At 63.3% G+C, this 24,606-nt stretch carries 28 protein-coding genes; 14 read left to right on the forward strand and 14 right to left on the reverse strand.

Annotated elements, in window-relative coordinates:
• Window positions 1-8: 8 nt before the first annotated feature.
• On the reverse strand, window positions 9-896 hold the full coding sequence (locus K3555_RS02050; RefSeq protein ID WP_260007191.1) for a mechanosensitive ion channel family protein: 888 nt from the start codon (window positions 894-896) through the stop codon (window positions 9-11).
• Window positions 897-1,051: 155 nt separating this feature from the next.
• Here K3555_RS02050 and map point away from each other — a divergent pair, with 155 nt between their 5' ends.
• On the forward strand, window positions 1,052-1,861 hold the full coding sequence (map, locus tag K3555_RS02055; protein ID WP_260007192.1) for a type I methionyl aminopeptidase: 810 nt from the start codon (window positions 1,052-1,054) through the stop codon (window positions 1,859-1,861).
• Window positions 1,862-1,937: 76 nt separating this feature from the next.
• Here the strand turns inward: map and K3555_RS02060 are convergent, their stop codons facing one another.
• From K3555_RS02060 to K3555_RS02070, 3 genes are all read right to left on the reverse strand, one after another.
• The gene (locus tag K3555_RS02060; protein ID WP_260007193.1) at window positions 1,938-2,120 is read right to left on the reverse strand and encodes a hypothetical protein; all 183 of its coding nucleotides are present in this window, start codon (window positions 2,118-2,120) and stop codon (window positions 1,938-1,940) included.
• Window positions 2,121-2,144: 24 nt separating this feature from the next.
• On the reverse strand, window positions 2,145-2,807 hold the full coding sequence (locus K3555_RS02065) for an HAD family phosphatase (protein ID WP_260007194.1): 663 nt from the start codon (window positions 2,805-2,807) through the stop codon (window positions 2,145-2,147).
• Between the two features lie 127 nt (window positions 2,808-2,934).
• Complete coding sequence (locus K3555_RS02070) at window positions 2,935-3,270, reverse strand: YgdI/YgdR family lipoprotein (protein WP_259989597.1); 336 nt, start codon at window positions 3,268-3,270, stop codon at window positions 2,935-2,937.
• Window positions 3,271-3,578: 308 nt separating this feature from the next.
• Here K3555_RS02070 and K3555_RS02080 point away from each other — a divergent pair, with 308 nt between their 5' ends.
• Window positions 3,579-3,899: an NIPSNAP family protein gene (locus K3555_RS02080; protein ID WP_259989598.1), complete on the forward strand. Its 321-nt coding sequence runs from the start codon at window positions 3,579-3,581 to the stop codon at window positions 3,897-3,899.
• A gap of 9 nt (window positions 3,900-3,908) precedes the next feature.
• The gene (locus K3555_RS02085) at window positions 3,909-4,253 is read left to right on the forward strand and encodes an antibiotic biosynthesis monooxygenase (protein ID WP_260007195.1); all 345 of its coding nucleotides are present in this window, start codon (window positions 3,909-3,911) and stop codon (window positions 4,251-4,253) included.
• Between the two features lie 256 nt (window positions 4,254-4,509).
• On the opposite strand, the gene K3555_RS02090 is transcribed toward K3555_RS02085, so the two are convergent.
• Window positions 4,510-6,537, reverse strand: a complete 2,028-nt coding sequence (locus tag K3555_RS02090) for an NADPH-dependent 2,4-dienoyl-CoA reductase (protein WP_260007196.1) — start codon at window positions 6,535-6,537, stop codon at window positions 4,510-4,512.
• Window positions 6,538-6,674: 137 nt separating this feature from the next.
• Between K3555_RS02090 and K3555_RS02095 the strand changes: the two genes are divergently transcribed.
• Complete coding sequence (locus tag K3555_RS02095) at window positions 6,675-7,157, forward strand: RNA pyrophosphohydrolase (protein WP_260007197.1); 483 nt, start codon at window positions 6,675-6,677, stop codon at window positions 7,155-7,157.
• Window positions 7,158-7,290: 133 nt separating this feature from the next.
• On the forward strand, window positions 7,291-7,758 hold the full coding sequence (locus K3555_RS02100; RefSeq protein WP_260007199.1) for a hypothetical protein: 468 nt from the start codon (window positions 7,291-7,293) through the stop codon (window positions 7,756-7,758).
• A 6-nt stretch (window positions 7,759-7,764) separates the two neighbouring features.
• Here K3555_RS02100 and K3555_RS02105 read toward each other — a convergent pair whose 3' ends face one another.
• The gene (locus tag K3555_RS02105; protein ID WP_260007200.1) at window positions 7,765-8,640 is read right to left on the reverse strand and encodes a DMT family transporter; all 876 of its coding nucleotides are present in this window, start codon (window positions 8,638-8,640) and stop codon (window positions 7,765-7,767) included.
• Window positions 8,641-8,715: 75 nt separating this feature from the next.
• On the opposite strand from K3555_RS02105, the gene K3555_RS02110 reads away from it, so the two are divergent.
• Window positions 8,716-9,201 (forward strand): MarR family winged helix-turn-helix transcriptional regulator, encoded by a 486-nt coding sequence (locus K3555_RS02110; protein WP_259989608.1) that lies wholly within the window; start codon window positions 8,716-8,718, stop codon window positions 9,199-9,201.
• Window positions 9,202-9,383: 182 nt separating this feature from the next.
• Here K3555_RS02110 and K3555_RS02115 read toward each other — a convergent pair whose 3' ends face one another.
• Together K3555_RS02115 and nth are read right to left on the reverse strand one after the other, a co-directional pair.
• A complete protein-coding gene (locus K3555_RS02115) occupies window positions 9,384-10,376 on the reverse strand; it encodes an adenosine kinase (RefSeq protein WP_260007201.1) in 993 nt (330 codons plus the stop codon).
• A gap of 60 nt (window positions 10,377-10,436) precedes the next feature.
• Window positions 10,437-11,081: an endonuclease III gene (gene nth, locus K3555_RS02120; RefSeq protein ID WP_259989612.1), complete on the reverse strand. Its 645-nt coding sequence runs from the start codon at window positions 11,079-11,081 to the stop codon at window positions 10,437-10,439.
• Window positions 11,082-11,361: 280 nt separating this feature from the next.
• On the opposite strand from nth, the gene K3555_RS02125 reads away from it, so the two are divergent.
• The 5 genes from K3555_RS02125 (at window position 11,362) to K3555_RS02145 (ending at window position 15,563) form a co-directional block, all read left to right on the forward strand.
• The gene (locus tag K3555_RS02125) at window positions 11,362-12,231 is read left to right on the forward strand and encodes a bifunctional helix-turn-helix domain-containing protein/methylated-DNA--[protein]-cysteine S-methyltransferase (RefSeq protein WP_260007202.1); all 870 of its coding nucleotides are present in this window, start codon (window positions 11,362-11,364) and stop codon (window positions 12,229-12,231) included.
• A gap of 269 nt (window positions 12,232-12,500) precedes the next feature.
• Window positions 12,501-13,190 carry a YafY family protein gene (locus K3555_RS02130; protein WP_259989617.1) on the forward strand — a complete coding sequence of 230 codons (690 nt, stop codon included), beginning with the start codon at window positions 12,501-12,503 and terminating at the stop codon, window positions 13,188-13,190.
• A gap of 134 nt (window positions 13,191-13,324) precedes the next feature.
• Window positions 13,325-13,984: an OmpA family protein gene (locus K3555_RS02135; protein WP_129372080.1), complete on the forward strand. Its 660-nt coding sequence runs from the start codon at window positions 13,325-13,327 to the stop codon at window positions 13,982-13,984.
• Window positions 13,985-14,162: 178 nt separating this feature from the next.
• Window positions 14,163-14,705: an NADPH-dependent FMN reductase gene (locus tag K3555_RS02140; protein WP_260007203.1), complete on the forward strand. Its 543-nt coding sequence runs from the start codon at window positions 14,163-14,165 to the stop codon at window positions 14,703-14,705.
• 36 nt (window positions 14,706-14,741) lie between these two features.
• Window positions 14,742-15,563: an acyl dehydratase gene (locus K3555_RS02145; RefSeq protein WP_260007205.1), complete on the forward strand. Its 822-nt coding sequence runs from the start codon at window positions 14,742-14,744 to the stop codon at window positions 15,561-15,563.
• 92 nt (window positions 15,564-15,655) lie between these two features.
• Here the strand turns inward: K3555_RS02145 and K3555_RS02150 are convergent, their stop codons facing one another.
• On the reverse strand, window positions 15,656-16,696 hold the full coding sequence (locus tag K3555_RS02150) for an FAD-binding oxidoreductase (RefSeq protein WP_260007206.1): 1,041 nt from the start codon (window positions 16,694-16,696) through the stop codon (window positions 15,656-15,658).
• Between the two features lie 58 nt (window positions 16,697-16,754).
• On the opposite strand from K3555_RS02150, the gene mnmD reads away from it, so the two are divergent.
• A complete protein-coding gene (gene mnmD / locus K3555_RS02155; RefSeq protein WP_260007207.1) occupies window positions 16,755-17,423 on the forward strand; it encodes a tRNA (5-methylaminomethyl-2-thiouridine)(34)-methyltransferase MnmD in 669 nt (222 codons plus the stop codon).
• The gene (locus K3555_RS02160; RefSeq protein WP_260007208.1) at window positions 17,420-18,310 is read left to right on the forward strand and encodes a DMT family transporter; all 891 of its coding nucleotides are present in this window, start codon (window positions 17,420-17,422) and stop codon (window positions 18,308-18,310) included. Before mnmD ends, K3555_RS02160 begins: the two co-directional genes overlap by 4 nt.
• Here the strand turns inward: K3555_RS02160 and K3555_RS02165 are convergent.
• A complete protein-coding gene (locus K3555_RS02165) occupies window positions 18,284-20,242 on the reverse strand; it encodes a lytic transglycosylase domain-containing protein (protein ID WP_260007209.1) in 1,959 nt (652 codons plus the stop codon). The two genes, K3555_RS02160 and K3555_RS02165, sit on opposite strands and share 27 nt — an antisense overlap.
• Before the next feature lie 139 nt (window positions 20,243-20,381).
• Here K3555_RS02165 and dapA point away from each other — a divergent pair, with 139 nt between their 5' ends.
• Window positions 20,382-21,254: a 4-hydroxy-tetrahydrodipicolinate synthase gene (gene dapA / locus K3555_RS02170; RefSeq protein ID WP_260007210.1), complete on the forward strand. Its 873-nt coding sequence runs from the start codon at window positions 20,382-20,384 to the stop codon at window positions 21,252-21,254.
• A 132-nt stretch (window positions 21,255-21,386) separates the two neighbouring features.
• Here dapA and K3555_RS02175 read toward each other — a convergent pair whose 3' ends face one another.
• From K3555_RS02175 to K3555_RS02190, 4 genes are all read right to left on the reverse strand, one after another.
• Window positions 21,387-22,268, reverse strand: a complete 882-nt coding sequence (locus K3555_RS02175; RefSeq protein WP_260007211.1) for a sigma-70 family RNA polymerase sigma factor — start codon at window positions 22,266-22,268, stop codon at window positions 21,387-21,389.
• Window positions 22,265-22,726, reverse strand: coding sequence for a carboxymuconolactone decarboxylase family protein (locus K3555_RS02180; RefSeq protein ID WP_259992542.1), 462 nt, complete (start codon window positions 22,724-22,726; stop codon window positions 22,265-22,267). The genes K3555_RS02175 and K3555_RS02180 overlap by 4 nt, the downstream gene beginning before the upstream one ends.
• A gap of 120 nt (window positions 22,727-22,846) precedes the next feature.
• Window positions 22,847-23,734 (reverse strand): DmsC/YnfH family molybdoenzyme membrane anchor subunit, encoded by an 888-nt coding sequence (locus K3555_RS02185; protein WP_260007212.1) that lies wholly within the window; start codon window positions 23,732-23,734, stop codon window positions 22,847-22,849.
• Window positions 23,734-24,540, reverse strand: a complete 807-nt coding sequence (locus K3555_RS02190; RefSeq protein WP_259994952.1) for a 4Fe-4S dicluster domain-containing protein — start codon at window positions 24,538-24,540, stop codon at window positions 23,734-23,736. Before K3555_RS02190 ends, K3555_RS02185 begins: the two co-directional genes overlap by 1 nt.
• Window positions 24,541-24,606 lie beyond the last annotated feature (66 nt).

The following is a 24,606-nucleotide window of genomic DNA, read 5'->3' on the forward strand; positions in this document are numbered from 1 at the left end:
CCTTCTGGTCAGGCGGCCTTGCTGGCTGCGTCTTCCTTGCTGGCAGGGTCTGCGTGAACAAGCGTGCGGGTCGGGAAGGGAATATCGACCCCGGCTGCATCCAGCGCTTCTTTGACCTTGCGCTTCATGTCGGCCTGATACTGAAAGTGCTCGGCTGCATCGACCCAGACACGCACCAGAAAATCCACCGAACTGCTGTTCAGCGCATTGACCTGAATGAAGGGTTCCGGATCGCTGTGCGAGCGGCTGTCGGCCATGATTGTGTCGCGGATCACCTGTTCTGCCGTGGCCAGATTGGCGCCATAGCCGACACCAAAAGTCCACTCTGCCCGGCGGGTGCCGAAGGCGGAGTAATTGGTGATTGTATTGCCCCAAACCTCGGAGTTGGGAATGATCACCTTCAGATTGCTGAGGCTGGCGATGACAGTATTGTTCAGGGTCATTTCATGCACCGTGCCCATTTCGCCGTTCACATCGATGAAATCACCCAGTTTGAACGGGCGAAACAGGATGATCATCACGCCCGCTGCCACATTCGACAGCGCCCCCTGCATGGCCAGGCCGATCGCCAGGCCGGCGGCACCGATGGCCGCCACAATCGATGTGGTCTTGACGCCAAAGGTATTCAGAACAAACAGCACCGCAAAGGCGAGAATGACATAACGTGCCAGATTGCCGAGGAAATGAAACAGGGTCACATCGAGTTTGGCGTGGGTATCGCCCAGGGCCACAATCCGCCGCTTGACCCAGCGCGCGGCGATGAAGCCCGCCAGAAGAATGACAATTGCGGCCAGCACGTTGCCCAAGGCCTGCGCCAGAAATTCCAGCGTCACCAGATCGGCCAGTGATTTTCCTCCGTAAATCTCAGTCTTCATCAGGTCATCAATGTTATCCATGCCGCTGCATTCCTCCTGGTTTGTGCTGTTTCCGCTCTCCCGGTCCAACGCAGCAGGGTTGAAAAAGTTCCAACAAGCCGCCGCTGCCCCCTCTGGCCCTTTTGGCCAAGACCCCTTAGATAGCTACGGAACAAAACCCGATGGAGCTCCGCCTGATGAGATCGAAAGACGGCCGCACAACCAAGGACGGCATCCGCATTCATGAAGCCGGCGATTTTGCCGGCATGCACAAGGCGGGTGCCTTGGCGGCGCGTATTCTGGACGAGATTGCCGCGCATGTGTTTCCGGGTCAGACCACTGGCGAGATCGACCGCCGTATCACACAGATGGTCGAAGATGCCGGCGCCAAATCCGCAACCATCGGTTACAAAGGCTATCAGCACGCCAGCTGCATCTCGGTGAACCATGTGGTTTGCCACGGCATCCCCGGCGACAAGAAGCTGAAGGATGGCGACATCCTGAACATTGACGTGACTGTGATTGTCGACGGCTGGTTCGGCGACACGTCGCGGATGTTTGTGGCCGGTAAGCTGCCGCGCAAGGCCGAGCGTCTGATCCAGGTCACCCATGATTCGCTGATGGTGGGCATCGAGGCGGTGAAGCCCGGCAATACCTTTGGCGACATCGGCCATGCGATCCAGGTCTACGCCGAAAGCCAACGGATGAGCGTGGTGCGCGATTTCTGCGGTCACGGATTGGGCACGGTCTTTCACGCGCCGCCCAACGTGCTGCACTATGGCCGTCCCGGTACCGGTCCGGTGCTGGAAGAGGGCATGTTCTTCACCATTGAACCGATGATCAATATTGGCCGCCCGGAGACCAAGATCCTGGCGGATGAATGGACAGCCGTGACCCGCGACAAGTCGCTGTCAGCGCAGTTTGAGCATTCGATCGGGGTCACTGCAGACGGGGCTGATATTTTCACCTTGTCGCCGGCCGGGAAATTCCACCCGACCTACGGGTAAGGCTGTCAGGGCGGGGGCCGGCCCCCGCACCCCCGGGGTATTTTCAACCAGAAAGAAGCAGCGGCGGGCTTCGGCTTTAACCGTCCCGGTCCTCTGCTTCCTGCTGCCGCCACAGGGTCAGCAGCATGGTGCTGCCTGCCCATGGGGTTACCGCGTCCTGAATGAACAGCGGTGCCCGCAGCGGTTTCGGCTTGGGTCTTGCCCTGGTTTCAGTCTCTGCAAGGGAGGGCAGAAACGGGGTGCGCAATGTCTGCTCCATGCGGGCGACAATACCACAACGGCCTCAGATCGACAAAAGGGCCGGTACCTCTGCCATATCGTTGAACACTTCAGCCCCCAGCGCGGTGAGCCTGCCGCCGCCGCCTTGCGGAGCATACCCGAGGCAGCGCATGCCCGCGCGCACCGCAGCGGTGACGCCGCTGCCGCTGTCCTCGATCACCAGGCAATCGCGCGCCTGCACACCGAAGTGGCTGGCGGCGGCCAGGAACAATCCCGGTTCCGGCTTGGCCACGCCCAGCGATTGGGCTGAGAACATCGCCTGCGGGTGGAACCGCTCCCACAGCCCGTTCTGGCCCAAAGTGATGCGCATCTTTTCCTCGCTGCCGTTGGAGGCCACGCAGGCCGGAATGCCATGTGCATCAAGCCGTGCCAGCAGATCAGGAATGCCCTTTGTGAGCGGTATGCCTTCTTTCAGCCGGGCATAGGTCTCGGCATGGATTTCCGCGATCCAGTTTTCCGGCAGGTCCGCGCCGAGGCTGCGGGCCTTTGCCATCACACCCGCCATGGTGCCGCCGGTAAAATGCGCCATTGCCTGCTCTAAGGTCAGGTCCAGCCCGTGGCGCGCGAGGTTGTCTGCCATCGCCTGGTTCGAGGCGGGTTCACTGTCCACCAGCACGCCGTCGCAGTCGAAAATCACCAGTTTCGGGGTCGGAAAGGTCTTGGGCAAGACGGTCTGCCTCTATTCGGGAATGGCTGCAGGTTACAAGTTTACCCGTCATGCCCGGCTGCGGCAAAGCCCAGAAACAAAAAATGCAGGAAGAAGACCCCCTGCATTCCTGGTTATACCCCGAAACTCAAGCGGCTTCGAACTTGCAACGCTTCTTCTTTGCCAGACTTACCAGCACTTCGTGACGTTTGTTTGCCGCATCCAGCGCCTCGTTTGCGTTGGCATAATTCCCAATCACGGCCGGCCAGAACAGCAGTGCCGCCGCAACGTTCTTTCCAGATGCCGTCTTGCCTTTTTTGGCCTCGGCACGGATTTCATCAAGCTGGCCCATCTGGGTCTTGATTCCTTCGCAGGTCAGCGAAGCGTCATCGACATTATTTGTGGTGACAACGTCCGGTGAAACGCAGCCCGACAGGAACAACGAACCTGCCGCGAGCAGGCCAAGAAACGATGCAGTTTGCATATTGGATCCTTTGAAACCGCAGGAAAAGGCGGCGGTTTGGGTTAATTCAGCAGCCGACTACAATCTCTGACCTGATCCTGCAAACAAAAATCACACATTTGGAGAAAGGCCGATCAGATAGCACCGGCTGCGCTCCGGCGCTACATGCTGCAGCTGATGCCGGGCGACGCTGGCCATGTGCCGCACGCCACGCCGGTTGTTTCTGAACTGATCACCACCACTGTGGAGTAACGTTTCGGTCTGCACCGAAGCATCCAGGCCGCGGTGCGGGCTAGGCAGGAGGTCCTGAACAAACTGAGGACTTTAACATGCTGACCTGCATTATCCGTTACCGCATCGACCCTGCCAAGAGGGCGCAGTTCGAACGCTACGCCCGCAACTGGGGGCAGGCGATCCCGCGTTGCGGCGCGGATCTGGTCGGGTATTTTGCGCCGCACGAAGGGTCGTCGACACTGGCTTATGGTATCTACAATGTGGAGAACCTTGCTGAGTACGAAGCTTATCGTGCCCGGCTGGCGGCGGACCCCTTAGGGCGCGAGAACTATGAGTTTGCGCAGAAAGAGCGGTTTTTACTGCGCGAGGACCGGACCTGGCTGAAACTGGCCTCGGCGCCGCATGGGGCTGGTTGAGGGGGGGGCATGATAGCCGTGATGTTTGAAGTGGAAATCGCCGAAGGGCAAAAAGAGACCTATCTGGAGACTGCGGCCGCGCTGCGAGAGCAACTGGAACAGGTGGACGGGTTTGTCTCAGTTGAGCGGCTCCAAAGCCTGAGCGCGCCGGAGAAGCTGTTGTCGCTGTTCTTCTGGCGGGATGAAGCTGCGGTGCATCGCTGGCGCGAGGTTGCAGAGCACCGGTCGGCGCAGAGCAGGGGCCGGAGCGGCATTTTTGCGGGCTACCGGCTGCGGGTGGCCGGGGTGGTCCGGGACTATGGCATGGCGGACCGGGTGCAAGCGCCGGCGGACAGCCGGTCAATGCATGGTTGACCGGGACTGAATTGCAACTGATGCCCGTTCCGGGGGAACCCGGCCGGGAGGCAGCTTGTGGCGGCTGCAGAAAAAGACGGTGCACCGGGTGGCGGCTCCCGCCCGGCTTAGGAGCATGAAACATGCTCTGCGCCCGTTGGGCGTGGGAGCGCGCCTTTGCGCGCTGCCATCCGCCGCGCCGCAGGCGCGGCCGGACCCAACTGCAGGCCGGGTCCATCAGGACCTGGAGCGGCAGGCGGGAGCGCCTTGCCTGCCTTTAGAGTTCCGCCGCCAGCCGCGTGCCCTGGTTGATGGCGCGCTTGGCGTCCAGTTCCGCGGCGACGTCGGCGCCGCCGATCACATGTGCAGTAATGCCATGCTCTGCCAGATCATCGGCAAGCGACCGTTCGGAGACCTGGCCGGAGCATAGAACGATGGTGTCCGCCGGAACCAGAGTGGGATTTTCGCGTGCGTCGCCAAAGGAGACATGCAGACCGTCCGCATCAATGCGCTCGTAGTTCACGCCGCCCAGGAATTCCACGTCCTTCATCTTGAGCGTGGCGCGGTGAATCCAGCCGGTGGTCTTGCCCAGCCGCTTGCCATGGCGTTCCGCCTTGCGCTGCAGGAGTGTTACGCGGCGGGCAGGGGCAGCAGGCTGCGGGCCTTCAGGGGCGAGGCCCGCGCGGTGCTCTGCCGGGTCGGTGACGCCCCATTCCTTCATCCAGGCGGGCAGATCGGTGGCGGGGCTGTGGCCCTCTTCCAGCAGGAATTCCGAAACATCAAAGCCGATGCCGCCGGCGCCGATCACCGCAACCCGCTGTCCGGCCGGTTTCTTGTGGCGCAGCACATCGATGTAGCTGAGGACATTGTCCCCGTCCTGGCCGGGAATGGCCGGATCGCGCGGGATGACGCCGGTGGCGACAACGACCTCGTCAAAACCGGTCAGGTCCCCGGCGGAAACTTCGCGGCCCAGTTCCAGCGTGACGCCGGCCTCGGCCACCATGGTGCGGTACCAGTCGACCAGGCCCCAGAATTCCTCTTTGCCCGGCACCTGTTTGGCCATGTTGAGCTGGCCGCCGATTTCATCTGCCCGGTCGAACAGGGTGACCTGGTGGCCGCGCTGGGCCGCGGTGACTGCAGTGGCTAGGCCCGCGGGGCCTGCGCCCACGACGGCCACCGTTTTCGCCGCGGCGGCGGGTTCGATCACCAGCTCGGTCTCGTGGCAGGCACGGGGGTTGACCAGGCAGGACGTCAGCTTGCCGCTGAAGGTGTGGTCGAGGCAGGCCTGGTTGCAGGCGATACAGGGGGCAATATGGCTGGCCTGACCACCCTTGGCCTTGGCCACGAAATCCGCATCTGCCAGCATCGGCCGCGCCATCGACACCATGTCGGCGCAGCCCGTTGCCAGCACGTCTTCGGCAACTTCAGGCGTGTTGATACGGTTGGAGGTGATCACCGGAATGCCAACCTTGCCCATCAGTTTTCTGGTAACCCAGGCAAAGGCGGCACGGGGAACCGAGGTGGCAATGGTCGGAATCCGTGCCTCGTGCCAGCCGATGCCGGTGTTGAGGATGGTGGTGCCGGCCTTTTCAACCTCTTGCGCCAGCTGCACAACTTCCTCGTGGGTGGAGCCCTCAGGCACCAGGTCGATCATCGACAACCGGTAGATGATGATGAACTCGCGGCCCACAGCCTCACGCGTGCGGCGCACCACTTCGATGGGCAGCCGCATCCGGTTTTCATAAGACCCGCCCCAGCGGTCGGTCCGCTTGTTGGTGCGGGTGACCAGGAACTGATTGAGGAAATAACCCTCGGACCCCATGATCTCGACTCCGTCATAGCCTGCCTCCTGCGCCAGGCGGGCGGCGTTGACGATGTCGGCGATCTGCTTTTCGATACCGTCCTCGTCCAGCTCATGCGGCGGAAAGGGGGAGATCGGCGATTTCACCGGGCTGGGGCCAACACATTTCGGGCCATAGGCATAGCGGCCAGCGTGCAGGATTTGCATGGCGATCTTGCCGCCTGCCTGATGCACGCGGTCGGTCACCACGCGGTGGTTCTCGACGTCTTTGGCCGAGGTCATCATTGAGGCACCGGGCAGCACCGAACCTTCGAGGTTCGGGCCGATACCGCCGGTGACCATCAGCGCCACTCCGCCGCGGGCGCGGGCGGCGTAGAATTCCGCAACGCGATTCCAGTCGCCGGTTTCCTCCAGCCCGGTGTGCATCGAGCCCATCAGCACGCGGTTCTTCAGCGTGGTAAAGCCCAGATCCAGCGGGGCAAGCATGTTGGGGTACGCAGTCATCTGAAACTCTCCCTGGCAGTTGCCGCTTAGGATCATGGTGCGGGGGCTGCTTGTCACGTGCAAACGCCGCGTCACCCCCTTGCGTGCCCCCGCGGCAAGCGGTCTAAGGTTGAGCAATGAATGCCTAGGAGAGCCTGATGACGCCAGAAGAGATTGCCAAGCTGCCCTACCGCCCGAATGTCGGAGTGATGCTGATCAATGCCGAGGGCGCGGTCTTTGTCGGTCAGCGCAAGGACCGGTACAAGGACGCCTGGCAGATGCCGCAGGGCGGGATTGATGCGGGGGAGGACCCGCGCGCGGCGGCCTTGCGCGAGCTTGAGGAGGAAACTGGGGTGGCGCCGGAGCTGGTCGAGATCATCGCCGAGAGCGATGGCTGGCTGCCTTATGATCTGCCGCATGACGTGGTGCCCAAGTTCTGGGGCGGTAAATTCCGAGGGCAGGAACAGAAGTGGTATCTGATGCGGTTTCTGGGGCGCGATGATCAGGTCAATATTGAGACGGATCACCCGGAGTTTTCGGCCTGGTGCTGGCAGCCAGTGGCGCAGCTGGTTGAGAAGATCGTGCCGTTTAAGCGCGAGGTTTATGCGCGGGTGGTAGCTGAGTTCAGGGAGTATTTGTGAGATGGGATTGCGCCGGCCTCTCTTAAGCTGTTCAGTCCGGCCGAAAGGCCGGGCAGCGCCTGGCCTTCTCCGCGGGAAGGCGCTTTGCATCTCCCCAAGGTCAGGCGCTGCCCTAAGCGTTCTGATCGCGGCAATGGTTGTGACGATATTCGCCAATTCTGCTGCCGCCCTCAGCTGCCTGCCTTGGGGACCGGCAGATGCCTATCTGCAGGCCGCGAAGTCGGACAGCGTCTACAACATCATCGCAGGCGAACTGCGGTTCGACGAAAATCTGCTGCCGCAATCCCATGCTGACAACCCGAATGACACGCCGCCGCTGACCCGCATTCCGGCGCAGCTGTCAGGCAAGATGCTGGACGGCAAGTATTTCTCCGGACGGGTCAAGGTGCCGGCAGTGCTTGAGGTGGAATGCCTCGGCCCTTGGTGTGGCGGCATGGCCTCGGGTACGGATCAGGTGTTCTTTGCCGAACAGCGCGGGCAGGAGCTGGTGATCCGGGCGGGTGCCTGCGGCGGGTTTGTGTTTGCCGATACGTCTGAAGTGCGGCGGCAGGTTCTGGATTGCCACCGCGGCAAGGCGTGCGAGCCTGCAATGCCGCGGTGACCAGGGTTACTTTGCCGGGGCTGGGTGCCGTTTGGCGCGCAAGCACAGCCGCGACTGGCCAAGCCACAGGCTGAACAGGGCCAGTGCGGCGCCCAGCATCTGGTTGGGCGTCAGGGTCTCACCCAGCAGCAGCCATCCCAGGATCACTGCCGACAGCGGGCTGAGGACGCCGAGCAAAGACACCTGCGACGGCTCGATCCGGGCCAGGCCGCGGAACCACAGGATATAGGTCAGCGCGCCGCCGATCAGGCTCATATAGGCGAGGCCGGCGATGTTGGCGGCGGTGAAAACGGGGATCTCCGGCACCATCCACAGCGTCACCGGCACCAGCATCAGCCCGCCTGCGGTCAGCTGCCATGCAGTGAAGGTGAGCGGCGGCACAGGCGGCTGCCATTTGCGGCTCAGAACCACACCGCCAGCCATCGACAGCGCCCCGCCTAGGCCGGCCAGCACGCCCCATGTGTCGAGTTCGGCCGCAGGTGTCAGCACCAATAGAGCAACACCGGCGATGCTCAGCAGGGCGGCGGCAACGGCGGCGGCGCGGATCTGCGATTTCAGCACTAGTGCCGACAGAAACACCACGGTCAGCGGCTGCACCGCACCCAGCGTCGCGGCAACGCCGCCCGGCAGGCGGTAGGCGGATACAAACAGCAGCACCCAGAACAGTGAGAAATTCAGCGCCCCCAGCACCGCCAGGCGCGGCAGCCAGTTGAGCGGCGGCAGCCGGCGCACCAGCAACAGCAGCAAAAGCCCCGCAGGCAGCGCCCGCAGCAAGGCCACCACCAGCGGCGAATGGCCGGGCAGCAGAGATGTCGTCACGATATAGCTGCTGCCCCAGATGGCAGGGGCAAGCGCCGTCAGCAGAAGGGTCCGGATGGGCATGGGGTTCTCCTTATCTTGATGTCGAGATAATGGATTTTATCTTGACGTCAAGATGCAATCTTCTAAACCGGGGATATGGACCATGTGGATTACATTACCCAGCAATGGGAACGGGAGCGGCCGGACCTTGATGTCACGGCCATGGGCGTGATTGGCCGGGTGGCGCGGCTGTACCTGGCGTATCAGCGCGGAATGCACACGACCTTTGCAGAGTTCGGGTTGAATGCGGCCAAATTCGATGTGCTGGCCACGCTGCGCCGTTCGGGAGACCCTTACACATTGTCACCGGGCGAATTGCTGAAGGCAACAATGGTGGCCTCGGGCACGATGACCAACCGGATCGACCGGCTGGAAGCGGACGGGCTGGTCAAGCGCGACGTGAACCCGGAGGACAGCCGCAGTTTTCTGGTGGGGCTGACTGAGGAAGGCCTTGCCTTGGTTGACCGGGCGGTAACCGCGCATGTGCAGACGCAGGCGCGGCTGCTGGAGGGGCTGGGGACACAGGAGGTTGAGACCTTCAAGGCGCTTTTGAGCAAAGCCCAGGCGGCGGCTGACAGCTGACGCCAAAAGTTCAAAAAGTCCAAATACGCTGAAGTAAGGGGGCTGCGCGGGCTGGCGCCCTTGCGTCCTGCGGACGGCGGGGCGGGGGTGGCGCAGAGCGGCAAAGCCGCTCTGCGCCACCCCCAACGGGAGAGACTGCACCGTCAGGTGCTGGTTCGACGGGCGGGAGAACGCCGCTGAATTCAGGCCAGTCCGGCTTCTTCCAGCAGGTGCAGAACATTGGTTTCCGGGCGCGGGCCGATATGGCGGATCACTTCGCCTGCACAGATGCAGCCCATCCGGGCGCAGACTTCCAGGCTGCGGCCAGTGGCCATGCCGAACAGGAAGCCGGCGGCAAACTGGTCGCCCGCGCCGGTGGCATCGACAGGCACAATGGCTTCGACCGGGACGTCGATGCGCACGCCGTCATTCAGCACGGTCACCCCGTCGCTGGACCGGGTGCAGACCACCAGCGGGCAGATCGCGGCGGTCTTGGCCATCGCGGCCTCCAGGTCATCGGTTTCAAACAGCGCGCAAATCTCGTCCTGATTACCGATTACAAAATCCAGTTCGTTGCTGATCAGGCTCAGGAAGCTGTCCCGGTGCCGTTCAACGCAGAACGGGTCGGAAATCGACAGGCCGACCCGGCCGCCGCCCTCGCGGCATTTGCGGGCCGCTTCCATGAAGGCGGTCTTGCCCTTGTCCTTGTCGAACAGATAACCCTCCAGGAACATGATCCTGGCCTTCCCGGCGGCGTCTTCGGGAACATCCGCCGAACTCAGTTCCGAAGAAATCCCCAGATACGTATTCATTGAGCGTTCACCGTCGGGCGACACAAAGATCATTGACCGTGACGTCGGCTGCTCGCCATCCGTAACCGGCGGGTTCACAAAGGCGACGCCTTCGTTGTTCATCGCATCGGCATAGAATTGTCCCAGCGCATCGCCGCGGACCCGGCCGATAAAGGCGGCCTGCAGCCCCAGCGCGCCGGCGCCTGCAATGGTATTGGCGACCGAGCCGCCCGGGGTCAGCACCCGGTTGCCCATCGCAGCATAAAGATCCTCGCAGCGCTCGCGCTCGATCAGCTGCATGATGCCTTTTTCGATGCCCTGTTCGGCCAGGAAGCTGTCTTCGCATTGTGCAATCACATCGACGACGGCGTTACCGATACCGACGAGCTGATAGGTTTTGGTCATGGTCCCTCCTCGGGAAAATCCGGAGCGGTTCCGGTTCGGAAAATATGCCGCGCCAAAGGTTTATAGGTTCTTGTCTTCATACATGCACAGATCGCGGATCAGGCAGCTGCCGCACATCGGTTTGCGCGCCTTGCAGTGATAGCGGCCATGCAGGATCAGCCAATGGTGGGCGTGCTGCTGGAAATCCGCCGGGATGTTATCCTCCACCGCGCGTTCCACGGCGTCCACATCCTTGCCCGGGGCAATGCCGGAACGGTTGCCGACGCGGAAGATATGGGTGTCCACTGCTTGTGCGGGCTGTTTCCACCACATGTTCAGCACCACATTGGCAGTCTTGCGGCCTACTCCCGGCAGGGATTGCAATGCGGCGCGGGAATTGGGCACCTCGCCGCCGTAGTCATCAACCAGGATCTGGCTGAGCTTGATCACGTTCTTGGCCTTCTGGCGGAACAGGCCGATGGTTTTTATGTGTTCGGTCAGTCCTTCAAGGCCCAGATCCAGCATTTTCTGCGGGGTATCGGCGATCTTGAACAGCGCGCGGGTTGCCTTGTTCACACCGGCATCGGTCGCCTGCGCCGAAAGCGCCACTGCCACCACCAGCGTGTAGACATTGACATGTTCCAGCTCGCCCTTGGGTTCGGGCTCAGCTGCCTGGAAGCGCGTGAAAATCTCGCGCAGCGTATGATAGTCGAGTTGCTTTGCCATGGCAGCGCTTATGTACAGGTCAGACCTTAAAGAGCAATTGAAATTGCGGTGCCGGGGCAGTTTGCGGCGGCATGTAAGAGAGCAGGCGGGCAGCTTTTAATGCTGCGTTTGCGGCGGCGGTTTTTACAGCATTTTCCGCCCCGGCCCGGCACTTCTGTGCTTGCCGCCCCGGCCCCGCTTTTCCAAGCGAGTGCGCGGGGCGGGGTATTTCGCAAGTTCCGGGTCGAACGGCCGGAGCGGGCGTAGTAAGCTGGTCCGTAAGTCAGAACAGGTTGGGCGGATGAATATCGAAACACGGGAAAACACCTATCATTACGGCGTCATGCGCCGGGCGATTGAGCTGATCGACGACGGCGGCGAGGATCTGACGCTGGAGCAGCTGGCTGCCCGTATGGATATGAGCCCGGCGCATTTTCAGCGGCTGTTTTCCTCCTGGGTCGGGGTTTCACCCAAACGCTACCAGCAGTATCTGCGGTTGGGCCATGCCAAGGCGCTGCTGCGCGAGCGGTTCACCACGCTGGAGGCTTCGCACGCTGTGGGGTTGTCGGGATCCGGCCGGCTGCATGATCTGTTCCTGCGTTGGGAGGCGATGAGCCCCGGCGAATATGCCCGCAAGGGGGATGGCCTGCGGATCTTTTGGGGCTGGTTCGACAGCCCCTTTGGCCTGGCGCTGGTGATGGGCACGGAAAAGGGCATCTGCGGGCTGGGGTTTGCTGCCGAAACCGGGGCGGAGCCCGCCATGGCGGACATGCGCGCCCGCTGGCCGCAGGCGGAATTCGTCGAGGATCCCGCAGCTCTGCGCCCGCAGGCAGAGGCTGCGTTTGCCCAAAAAGGCGAGACCGCGCTGCACATGATCGGGGCGCCACTGCAGATCAAGGTCTGGGAAGCGCTGCTGCGCATCCCATCAGGTCACGTCACCACTTATTCCGAGCTGGCGCAGGCCATTGGATCTCCAAAGGCCGTGCGCGCGGTTGGAACAGCAGTCGGGCGAAACCCGGTCAGCTGGCTGATCCCCTGCCACCGGGCCCTGCGCAAATCCGGGGCGCTGGGCGGCTACCACTGGGGCCTGCCGGTCAAGCGCGCGATGCTTGCTTATGAGGCGGCGCGGGACGAGGAGGCTGCGGCAGATGATATGCGCGCTGCCGGCTGAACAGGCGCTGCAGCAGGCCCGGGTGTGACGGTCTGGCCGTTAACCGGGCTTCGTGGCGCTGGCGGGCGGCTTCGCGTTCGGCCTCATAAGGTTTCGGCAGATGATGCTGCGTGTCCCAGCGGTCTTTGCCCAGGGTGATCATGGAAATCCATTCATAAGTCAGCATAGAGTGTCTCCTTCTCGGAAGTGCAGAAAACCAGACCACTGCTGACAGTCTGTTGTCAGTGGATTGTGCTAGGGTGTCAGCAGACTGTCACTGGAGCCTGCCCATGCCGCGCACCGGCCGCTTGTTTGAAATCATCCAGATCCTGCGATCCGCCGCTGCCCCGCTGCGGGCCGAGGATCTGGCAGCAAAGCTGGAGGTTTCCAAACGCACCATCTACCGCGATATTTCTGCCTTGCAGGCGATGCGCACCCCGGTCGAGGGGGAGGCCGGCATCGGTTACATGCTGCGCAAAGGCTATGACCTGCCGCCGCTGAATTTCGACGAGGAAGAGCTGGAAGCGCTGCATGTGGGGCTGGCGATGCTGATGCGCACAGGTGACGGCGCCTTGCAAAAGGCCGCGGAACGGGTCAGCCACAAGATCAAGGATGTGCATGCCACCGCCGACTGGTTGCAGGTGGCGCCCTGGGGGGCACCGCTGGATGATCCCGAACAGGGTTGTGTATCCAAGGGTCTGCTGCGCCAGGCGGTGCGGGACAGCTGCAAGCTGCACCTTACCTATCTAAGCCCGGAGCGGGGTGAAAGCCGCCGGACCCTGCGCCCCCTGGCGCTGATCTACCACATTGAATGCACCATGCTGGCTGCCTGGTGCGAGCTGCGCGGCGGGTTCCGGCATTTCCGCACTGACCGGATGCTGGCAGCGGAGTTGCTGGAGGATAGTTTTGCGCCAGAGGCCGGCGCCTTGCGCAAGCTGTGGATGGAGCAGGAAGGCTGGGACTTTGCCTTTGCGCCATAACAGGAGCTTAGGCGGATTTTGCGCGGTATTTCGCCCATGATTGCGGGTCCTGACTTGAGATGGCGGCGCGGCACCCCGATATTCGTTCGGAATGCCGGGCGTTGCCCGGGTCTGAGAAAACAGAAGGCAATTTGATGATGCAGATGAAACTCACCACGGCAGGTATTGTTGCCGCAGCACTGGGCCTGGGCGCCTGCACCGATCCGGCAACCGTTGGCACGCCGGGCAGCAACACCCAGCAGGGCGCAATCCTGGGCGGCATCATCGGCGCCGGCGTCGGCGCCATCGCCAATGACTCGGACCGGGGCCTGGGGGCTGTGACCGGCGCGCTGGTCGGGGCGACTGCCGGCGGGGTGATCGGCAACCAGCTGGACGCGCAGGAACGCGAGCTGCGCCAGACCCTGGCCAATGACGACATCACCATCGTCAACACCGGCGACCGGCTGATCCTGTCCTTCCCGAACGATCTGACATTTGCCACCGACAGCGCCGCTGTGGCGCCGGCTGTGCAGGGCGACCTGCGCCGGGTGGCCGACAGTCTGGTGCGCTATCCCAACAGCACCATTCAGGTGATCGGCCATACCGACAGCGATGGCGATGCCGGCTATAATCAGGGCCTGTCCGAGCGCCGCGCCAATGCGGTTGCCAGCCAGATCCAGGCCGGCGGTGTGCCCTATCACCGGATGCGCATCATCGGCCGCGGCGAAGAGCAGCCGGTGGCTTCAAACCTGACGCCCGACGGCAAAGCCCGCAACCGCCGCGTCGAGGTGGTGGTGATTCCGCAGGCGGCCTGATCCGGCACCTGACTGTATGTTCGGCAGCCCGCCCCCTCGCCGGGGCGGGCTGTTTTCGTTTCAGGGGGTGCCGGTTTACGTAACGCTGCACAGGGCCTGCGCGGTGATTGCTGTTCCCTGGTACGGGCTGCTTCATACATGATGAGGGCAACAGAGACGCGAACAGAAGGAATACCCCATGGCTGATCCCGTATTGCTCACCCTTTCCGGCTCCCTGCGCCGCGAGGCCACCAACCGCAAACTGCTGGCCGAAGCTGCACGGGTATTCGGCCCCGCGACCGTGGTTGAGGCGGATCTGCACCTGCCGCTGTATGACGGCGACGCCGAAGCGGCGGACGGCATTCCACCTGCTGTGCAGCTATTGGCGGATCAGATCGCGGCAGCGGATGCGGTGGCGATTTCCACCCCGGAGTACAACAAAGGCCCGTCCGGCGTGCTGAAAAACGCGCTCGATTGGGTGAGCCGCACCGAGGGCAACCCCTGGGCGGACAAGCCGGTGGCGGTGATGTCGGCGGCGGCAGGCCGGGCCGGGGGCGAGCTGGCGCAGGCGCTTTTGCGCGGTTTTCTGGTGCCGTTCCAGCCGCGGATCCTGACTGGGCCGGGGGTGCATCTGGCGGGATCCAGCAAGGAGTTTGATGAGGCGGGCAGGCTGACCAGCGATCACTATGAGGCGACGCTGACCAAACTGATGCTGAAGCTGCGCGGTGAACTGGACCGCTGAGCTTGCCTTGCCGCAGCGCGGGGTTAAGGTGACGGCATGAAACGTGATGTGGCCTCCTCTCCCGTGCAGCATTCTATGGACATGATAGACCCGGCCCGGGCGGCTGCCTTTCAGGCGGCGCTGGGGCGGCGGGCGGAGATTTCGGCGGGCAGTGTGCTGCCGCCGTTTTTTCATCAGCTCTACTTCTGGACGCCGCTGCCGCCCGAGGATCTGGGCCGCGATGGCCATCCTAAGGTGGGCGGCGCTGGTCTGATCCCGGACATGGGCCTGCCGCGGCGGATGTGGGCCGGCGGGCGGCTGCGCTTCGCGGCGCCCTTGCGGGCCGGGATTGCGGCGGAAAAGACGTCGGTTCTGGAAAGAGCTGAGCAAAAGACAGGCCGCACCGGGCCGTTGGGGCTGGTCACATTGCGCCATGAGATCCGCCAGCAGGGGGCGCTGTGCCTGACGGAATGGCATGATCTGGTCTACCGCGAAGACCCGGATCCGGCAGCACCCAAGCCGGTGCCGCCCGCTGCCCGCACCGATGAGACAGAAGTGCGGCAGAACTCGTTCGACTCTACCCTGCTGTTCCGGTATTCTGCGCTGACTTTCAACGGGCACAGGATCCGCTATGACCTGAAATATGCCCGCGAAACAGAGGGCTACGCGGGCCTGGTTGTTCACGGGCCGCTGCTGGCGCAGCATCTGATGCTGCTGGCGGAAGAGCTGATGGGACCGCTGGCGGAATTTTCCTTCCGGGCGTCCTCGCCGCTGATGCATTTCGAGACCGCCAGCCTGTGCTGCAATGGCCAGGACCTGTGGGTGCGCGGCCCGGACGGGCGGCAATGCATGAGCGCAGTAGCCGTGCCCAGAGGCTGAAACGGGGGAGCTCCCGCGCCCCAAGCTGCCCTTTCCGGGCAGATTAGCGGCTTGGGCGTGGCGCCGCTTTGCGGCGCAGACCGGGGCGTGGTTCAGAGGTTGTCTTCCACGCGGAAACCTTCGGGGATGCTGTCCGCACCCTCCAGCAGCAGGTCCGCCATCACTTGGGCCGCTTTGGGGGCCATGCCAAAGCCGATCTTGAAGCCGCCGTTGGCGATGAAATGACGGTCGCGGCCAGGCCAGGCACCCAGCATCGGAGCGCGGGATTTGGCGCGGGGGCGCACACCGGCCCAGCGTTCGATCACTTCGGCGCCGTGCAGGACAGGCACCGCAGTGCGGGCACGGTCGACGATATCGTCGAGCTGGACGTCCGTGCTCTGGCCGTCCTCAAATTCACGCTCACTGGTGGAACCGATGGCTAAGGTGCCGTCTGCGTGCGGGATGATGTGCAGGCTGTCAGCATAAAGCTGCGGCACCGCACCCTCGTGAAAACGCAGGAGGGCGGCCTGGCCCTTGACGCCGCCGCCCACAGTTTTGCCGAATGCCTCGTTCAACTCCAATAGGCCGGCGTAGCCTTTGGCGTGGACCACTTTGCCCTGATCGGCGGCCTCCGGCTGCACCTCGACCCCCATCACAGCCAGGGCAGAGACCAGTGCTGCGCATGCGCGGCGGGGGTGCATCCGGGCGCTGAGAGTGTCGTAAATGACATAGCCCGTTGCGCTGGGCGGCACCCAGGGGCCGAGGCTGTCCGCCTTGCAGACGCGCCATTCGGCGGCGCCCTTCCACAGCTCGCGGGCCGTCACTTCGCGCTGGCGGGCAAGCTCCAGCGCGCGCACGTCATTGATGGGCTGGAGCCGCCCGGTGCGGCCATAGCCGGGGGAGACGCCGCCAGTGGCCTCGACCCCGGCCCAGAAGCCTTCGGCCATCAATAGGCTTTCCAGCTGAAAGTGCTTCTTGGGGTTCCAGTTCTCCGGCACATGCGGGGCAAGTGCACCGACAAGACCGCCGCTAGACCCGGCGCCGGCCCCGAACGGGTCCGCGACCTGCACCTGCGCGCCGCGCCGGGCGCAGATCCAGGCGATCGACAGGCCGAATATGCCAGCCCCGCGCACCGTTACATCTGCCATTGCCATTTGAGGATCCTTTCGCCAGTGTCGCGCCGTTCCGGACAACCACTTAGGGGATTATAGCATGGCAGACCAGCAGGCCCGCCTCAGCTGGCGCGATGGCACCGTGCCGGTGTCGGATCAGTTTGATGATCCCTATTTCTCTATCCAGGACGGGCTGGCGGAGACCGAGCATGTGTTTCTGGCCGGTAATGACCTGCCTGCACGCTTTGCCCCGGGTTTTAAGATTGCCGAGCTGGGGTTTGGAACCGGGCTGAACATGCTGGCCGCCTGGCGCGCCTGGGAGGCGGCAGGGCAAGCAGGGCCATTGCAATTCACCAGTTTCGAGGCCTTCCCGATGGCGCCTGCCGACATGGCCAAGGCGCTGGAGGCCTTCCCAGCGGTTGCCCCCTGGGCGACGCGGTTTCTGGCGAAATGGCAAGGCACTGGCACCTGTGATCTGGGCAGCCTGCAACTGGAGGTGATTGGCGGCGACGCGCGTGTGTCGCTGGCGGAGTGGACAGAGCGGGCGGATGCCTGGTTTCTGGACGGGTTCTCTCCGGCGAAGAACCCTGAATTGTGGGAAGAGGCGCTGATGGGCGAGGTTGCAGCGCATACCTTGCCGGGCGGCTCGGCGGCGACCTACACGGCGGCGGGATTTGTGCGCCGCGGGCTGGAGGCCGCAGGATTTGAAGTGACCCGCATCCCCGGCTACGGGCGCAAGCGGCATATGACAAAGGCAGTGAAAGCATGACCCAGGCGATCCCGGTCAAGGCCCAGACCAACAATGTGCCGCTGGGCATTCTGCTGATGGTCGGGGCGACGGTTGTCTTTGCCTTGCAGGACGGGATCTCGCGCCATTTGGCGGGCACCTACAACACCTACATGGTGGTGATGGTGCGCTACTGGTTCTTTGCCGCCTTTGTGATGTTCCTGGCGGCGCGCGCACCGGGCGGCATCCGGGCTGCGGCGCGGACCGATCAGCTGTGGCTGCAGATTTTCCGCGGTGTTTTGCTGGTCGGTGAAATCTGCGTTGCAGTTTATGGCTTTACTGTGCTGGGCCTGATTGAGAGTCAGGCCGTGTTCATCTGCTATCCGCTGCTGGTGGCGGCTCTCAGCGGGCCGGTGCTGGGGGAAAGCGTCGGCTGGCGGCGCTGGGCGGCTATTGGCGTCGGGTTGATCGGCGTGCTGATCATCCTGCAGCCGGGCATGGGGGTGTTCAACCCGGCGGCAATCATCCCGTTTGTCTCGGCGCTGATGTTTGCCGTCTACGGTCTGGTCACCCGCTATGCGGCGCGCAAGGACAGCACCGCCACCAGCTTCTTCTGGACCGGGGTTGCCGGCATGATCTTCATGACCGCCATCGGTATTTGGTACTGGGAACCGATGAGCCAGACCGACTGGTTCTGGATGGCGCTGTTGTGCGTGTCCGGCGTGACCGGCCATTGGCTGCTGATCAAATGCTACGAGATGGCCGAGGCCAGCGCGGTGCAGCCCTTTGCCTATTTCCACCTGATCTGGGCGGCGATGCTGGGCATGGCTGTGTTCGGCGAGGTGATCCGCACCAATGTCGCCATCGGCGCCGGCATCATTATCACGGCAGGCCTGTTCACCCTATGGCGCGAACGCGTGAAGGGTTGAGCCGCGCAGCTCCTCTGAAAACGGGACCGGTAGCGGCGCCTTGCCCAGCCGGGCGCGGTAGACCGGCAGGCTCTCGGTGACCCGCATTACATAGTTGCGGGTCTCGTTGAACGGGATGTGTTCGATCCAGTCAACGATATCCGGGCTGCCATCGCGCGGATCGCCATAGCGCTGCATCCACGCTGTGGGCCGGTGCGGCCCGGCGTTGTAGCCCGCTGCCATCATCACCACATTGCCGCGGAATTTACCGGCCAGCCCTGCCAGGTAATTGGCCCCCAGCTTGGCGTTGTAATCCCATTCGGCGGTCAGGCGGGAGGTCTTGTGGCCTGCCAGAATGCCCAGCTCGGTCGCGACCAGTTTGGCGGTGGCAGGCATCACCTGCATCAGCCCGCGCGCGCCGGCATGGCTGATCACCGCCGGGTCGAACTCGCTTTCGCGGCGGGCAATAGCCAGGGTCATTTCCTCGGCCATCGGCAGTTGCCGCCTGGCCACCGGGTGCAAGGGGTAATAGGCGCCTTCCAGTTCCACCCCGCCGCGGGCCGCGCGTTTAGAGATCATCACGGCCAGATGCGGCTGGTTCAGCTCCACCGCCATCTGCCCGAGCTGGCGTGCCTGCACCGGCGGCAGGGTTTCGACCAGATGGGTGAAAAAACGCTCGGCCAAGGCCAGATCGCCAGCTTTCAGAAGTTCGAGCCCTGCCATGGTGACCGAGGATTTGGCAAAACCGGCCTTGCTCCAGTCCGGCAGGTCTGCCGGTTTCACCAGCGCCGGATCAAACGGGCGGCCCAGCTGTTCGGCGGCCAGCAGCCCATAGAATGACGTCTGGTATTGCGCGCCCTTGGCATAGGCCTCATGCGCCTTGTCCGGCTGGCCCATTGCCGCATAAGCGCGGCCCAGCCAATAGCCGCCGCGTCCGATCGAAATCGGGGTCTCGACCGAGGCCAGGAACCGCTGAAAATGCACCGCGGCCAGCTCTGGGTCCCGCAGTTTTTGCAGGGCGATATATCCCGCCAGCCATTCGCAGTCCGAGTAGCCATAACCGTCCTCGGGCGAGGAGAAATGATAGGCAGCCAGCTGATAGGCGCGCTCGTAATCCTTGTCCCGCATCACTTGCCGCGCCAGATCGCGGCGGCGGCGTAGCCATTTGGCGGGTTCACCCAGTTTTTCGGCACTGGTGCTGCGCTCCATCAGCATCTGAATGGCGCCATCCTGCAGCCGCTTGCGGTCGCGCCAGGCAAACCGGTCATAGGCAAGGCCTGCAGATCCCTTCAGCCGGTCCGGAACGGCTTCGATCTTGGCATCCACTCCGGGCGCGCGTTCCTGCAGGGCGATGCGTGCCTCCGCCAGCTTGCGTTCGCCCTCGGGCACCAGCGCCAGCATCCGCTTGGAACTGACCAGATGATCCTCCCACAACAGCCGGTCCAGCCGCGCCGCATGATGCGGTTTCAGCAGCTTGGAAAAATCCCGCAGGAACGCCTTTTGAATGGCGCTGCCCATTGCCTTGGTGCGCCAGGCCAGCACGATCTCCGCCTCGCCATCGCCGCGCCGCCCGGCGGCAATCAGCGCCTTGCCCAGGCTCAGCGCGCCTTCGGCGGTCTGCGGGCGTTCATCTGTGTAAAAGGCCAGAATGGTATCGCGGCCGGCGGCCGCAATCGCATCCTCGTTCTGGCGCCGCAGATAGGCGAGACCGGGCCAATCCCGCCGCCGCTCCAGAAACGCCATCACGTCGCGGGCCGAGCCCAGCCCGGCCCGCAGCCGGTGCCATTCGATGATATCGCGGGCGGTGCTATGCCGCTGCCCGGCTTCGCGGGCGGCCAGATCCCATTTCTCTGCCCGCATCAGATCCAGGGCGGTGCCAAGGCCGCGCGCCAGCGCTGGCGTCCCGGGAAGGGCCGCCGAGATTAGCAGAATAAGGGCCAGGATGCGTGTCATCTCTTGCATTTTCCAGCGGTCCGGGGATAGAGGCTTGAACGTTACTCATTGGCGTGCCGGTATCAACTCAAATCCCCGGCATTCTATATCTTGACGGCGGCGGATTGCCGCCTGCACCTGCAGCAAAGGGAGCGTGCCCATGTTCAAAGGCTCTATGCCAGCACTCGTCACCCCGTTTTCGAACGGCGAGCTGGATCTGGATGCGCTCAAACGCTTGGTGGAATGGCAGATTGCCGAAGGCTCCACTGGTCTTGTGCCCGTCGGCACCACCGGCGAAAGCCCGACGCTGACCCATGACGAGCACGAGCTGGTCATCGCGGAAACGGTCAAGGCGGCGGCCGGCCGGGTGCCGGTGATTGCTGGTGCCGGCTCCAATAACACCGTCGAGATGATTCGATTCGTCGAGTTTGCCAAAAAGGCCGGCGCCGATGCGGCGCTGGTGGTGACCCCCTATTACAACAAGCCGACCCAGCGCGGGATGGTGCAGCATTTTACCGCAGCCCATGACTGCGCGGAACTGCCGATCATCATCTACAACATCCCGGGCCGTTCGATCGTCGACATGACGCCCGCGACCATGGGCGAGCTGGCCAAGCTGCCGCGCATTGCGGGTGTGAAGGATGCCACCGGCGATCTGGCCCGTGTCAGCCAGCAGCGCGCCTCCTGCGGTGCGGATTTCGTGCAACTGTCCGGCGAAGACGCCACCGCGCTGGGCTTCAACGCCCATGGCGGCGTGGGCTGCATCTCGGTCACCGCCAATGTGGCGCCGAAACTTTGTGCCGAATTCCAGGCCGCGACCCTTGCAGGCGACTATGCATTGGCGCTGGAGTACCAGGACAAGCTGATGCCGCTGCATGAAGCGATCTTCATCGAGCCGGGCCTGGCTGGCGCCAAATACGGCCTGTCGAAACTCGGCATGTGCAGCGAAGAAGTCCGCTCGCCGCTGACCACGCTGGAAGACAGCACCAAGGCCGCTATCGACGCTGCCATGAGGCATGCCGGCCTGCTGTAAATCTCGGGTCACTGTCACAAAATCAAGGGCGGCCTCCGATGGAGCACCGCCCTGTTTGCTTCTTTCTGGTCTTCAATACTCCAGGGTGAATTGCCCCTTGAGGGGCAAGAGGGGCTGGCCCCTCCCGCCCGCTCAATCCAGTGCTTCGGCCAGATGCCGCGTCTTGTCGGGATTGCGGGTCACGTAGATCCTGGAAATCCGGCCATCCCGGATTTCCAGCGCTGTTGCTTGCAGAATGCCGTCCTCTGCCCTGTTCAATATGGCCGGCAGGCCGTTCAACTGGCAGAACCGCCAGCGGTCCTGCGTCCTGCGGCCGGATTTGCGGGCAAGCCCCTCAAGCAGCCGCAGCACCTTATCCCGCCCGTAGATCGGGTTGAGGGCCGCCATTGCCTTGCCGCCGCCATCGGAGATCAGCTGAACCTCCTGGGTCAGCAGCTGGGTCAGCGCCGCTGTGTCGCCGGTCTTGGATGCGCGGAAAAAGGCTTCGGTCAGATCGCGTCCCTGCTCCGGGTCTGCGGGGGCATGCGGCCGAAGCTGCTGCACCTTGCGCCGGGCCCTTGCCGCGAGCTGGCGGCAGGCCTCCGGGGTTCGGTTCAGCGCTGCGGAAATGTCCTCATAGGCGCTGTCGAAGATATCGTGCAGCAGAAAGGCGGCGCGTTCCAGCGGCGACAGGGTTTCCAGCGCCAGCAGCAGGGCAACGGTGACATCGTGATCCAGAAGCTCGGTCGCGTCTTCTGTCAGAATCGGTTCGGGCAGCCATTCGCCGGGGTAGGTCTCGCGCCGGGCGCGGGCCGACTTCAGCTGGTCCAGGCACAGACGCGTGGTGATCCGCATCAGATATCCGGCCGGATCCTGCACCTGCGCCTGCGGGGCTGTCTGCCAGCGCAGAAAGGCGTCCTGCAGGATGTCCTCGGCGTCGCTTACGCTGCCCAGCATCCGGTAGGCGGCCGCAAACAGTCGCGGCCGCGCCTTCAGAAACGCATCGGTTTCCTCCGTTTCGGGGTTTGCAATCACGCGGCAGTTGCCTCCTGTCCGGCAGGATGCGGGGTGCGGAAGCCGATTGCAATCCGGTTCCAGGCGTTGATGGTGGACACCACCAGTGTCAGCGCCGCCTGTTCACGGGGCGAAAACTGCTGTGCGACCAGATCATAATCCGCGTCCGGCGCTGCGGTGGTTTCAATCCTTGTCAGGGCTTCGGTCCAAGCCAGGGCGGCCTGTTCCCGCGCGGAATAAAGTGAGGACTCGCGCCAGGCATTCAGGAGATGCATCCTGTCTTCGCTCTCACCCTTCGAGCGCATGTCATGCGTGTGCATGTGAATGCAGTAAGCGCAGCCGTTGATCTGCGAGGCCCGCAGTTTCACCAATTCAATCAGGCTGTGTTCCAGCCCGCTGTCTTTGAGCGTGGCTTCAAGCGCCAGCATCGGCTGAAACAAGTCGGGGGCGGCGGCGAAGTAATCAAGGCGCTGGGTCATCATTCTGTTCCTTTTCAGATGGCTTCAGGAACAGGACGAGACAGCAAGGCCGTTTGTGACATGCCGCCGTAAAAATACACGAAATAAATCGGGGCGCCGCAGTGGGCGCCCCGGAAGATGTCAGCGCTTGCCGTAGTAGAGGCCGACCACATGTTCGGCCTGCGCAAAGAACAGCCAGCGCGATACGGCGATGCCTGCGATGTGCGAAATGACCGCGAGAGCAGCAAACAGATGTTTGACCAGAACTCCCTGAACCGGGGTCAGGATCAGCAGCAGGGGCAGGGCAAATCCCAGCACAAATGCAATCATCCGCAGCTTCTGCGCGTGTTTGCGGCCCACCACATGCACAAATTCGCGCAACAGGTAGTTCGACCCGGTGTGCGGCGGCTCAAACGCACGGACCGCGCCGCGCTCGCCGAGGCCGGTGGCAGTGCCGATGTCGGTGCCGGAGGCCTCCAGCGCGCGGTCGCCCTTGGCCCAATAGGCCAGTTGCACAGCACCTGCGATGGCCAGCAGCCAGGGCGCCACGGCCTCGGCCCCTGCCAGCAAGGCGCCGCCTGCCAGGCTGAAGGACATGAACATCACCGGTGTCAGTTCCATATTCCAGCGCGGGATGGTTTTAAGCTGGGTATAGATCATCGAGGTAGTGAATACCGTGGCAAGGCTGAGAGCGGCACCGATCCAGCCCAGCAACGTCCACTGGCTGTCCAGGAACACCGCGCCAAGCGCATAAAGCCCCATGACGATGAGGGCGCCAACGGCACAGACACCCTCGCGCGACAGCCAGCTGGTTTTCCACTGGGTGAAAGCGCGCCATGCACGCTCCGGGCGGCCAAGGTGGAAGGTAGAGGCCATTAGGCCGCCGCAAGCCAGGCCAAAGGCGATGGCGTAAAAGACAAAAGCCACCGTGCCGGTCACTGCGGGCTGGCCGAGGCCAAGGAAGGCCAGCAGGCCAAAGCCCAGCCCCGACAGGGTGGTGAAGATGATGACAGATGGTGCGGGATGCATCAGTTCGCCCCCCCTGAAGATCGGCCTGAAGATTGACCTGGAATTTTGTCGAGTGCCTTGTCCAGCCAACCCAGGAACCCCTGAGGTTCTTCAGCGACTGGGGCCAGCAGCGGGGCGAGGATGTCGATCTCTTCTTCGATCGTGTCCTTGGGCCGGGGCGGCAGGTATTTGTTCACCGGTTTGGTGCCCATTTCCGGCATCAGATCCATGCCGCCACGCTCCGCCACCAGTTTGGAGACATCGCTGCCGGGATCGCCAAGGTCGCCAAAGTGACGCGCGCCTGCCGGACAGGTTCGCACGCAGGAGGGGACGCGGTCCACCTCCGGCAGGTTTTCGTTATAGATCCGGTCCACGCAAAGTGTGCATTTTTTCATCACACCTGCGGCCAGGTCCAATTCGCGTGCGCCGTAAGGGCAGGACCAGGCACACAGGCCGCAGCCGATGCAGTGGTCCTCGTTCACCAGCACGATGCCGTCTTCGACCCGTTTGTAGCTGGCGCCGGTGGGGCAGACGGTGACACAGGGCGCGTCCTCGCAGTGCAGGCAGGACTTGGGGAAATGGATCAGCTGCGCTGCCGGGTCCGGCTGGCTGCTGCAGGGGGTGGGCTTCACCTCATAGGAATGCACCCGGTTCAGGAAGGTGCCCGAAGGGTCGCTGCCATAAGGGTCTTGGTCCGATAGGGGGGCACCATAGTTTTCGGTGTTCCAGCCTTTGCAGGAAATCACACAGGCATGGCAGCCGACGCAGGTGTCCAGGTCGATGACCAGACCCATTTTGCGGTCGGTCTTGGCGGGAAGCTCAGTCATTGCGTACTCCGTGTGCGGCTTGCGGAGCCAAGAAAATTCGAATTTTCTTGGCAATTTTCTTCGAAG

The sequence above is a fragment of the Leisingera sp. M527 genome (assembly GCF_025141525.1).
Lineage (GTDB): Bacteria > Pseudomonadota > Alphaproteobacteria > Rhodobacterales > Rhodobacteraceae > Leisingera.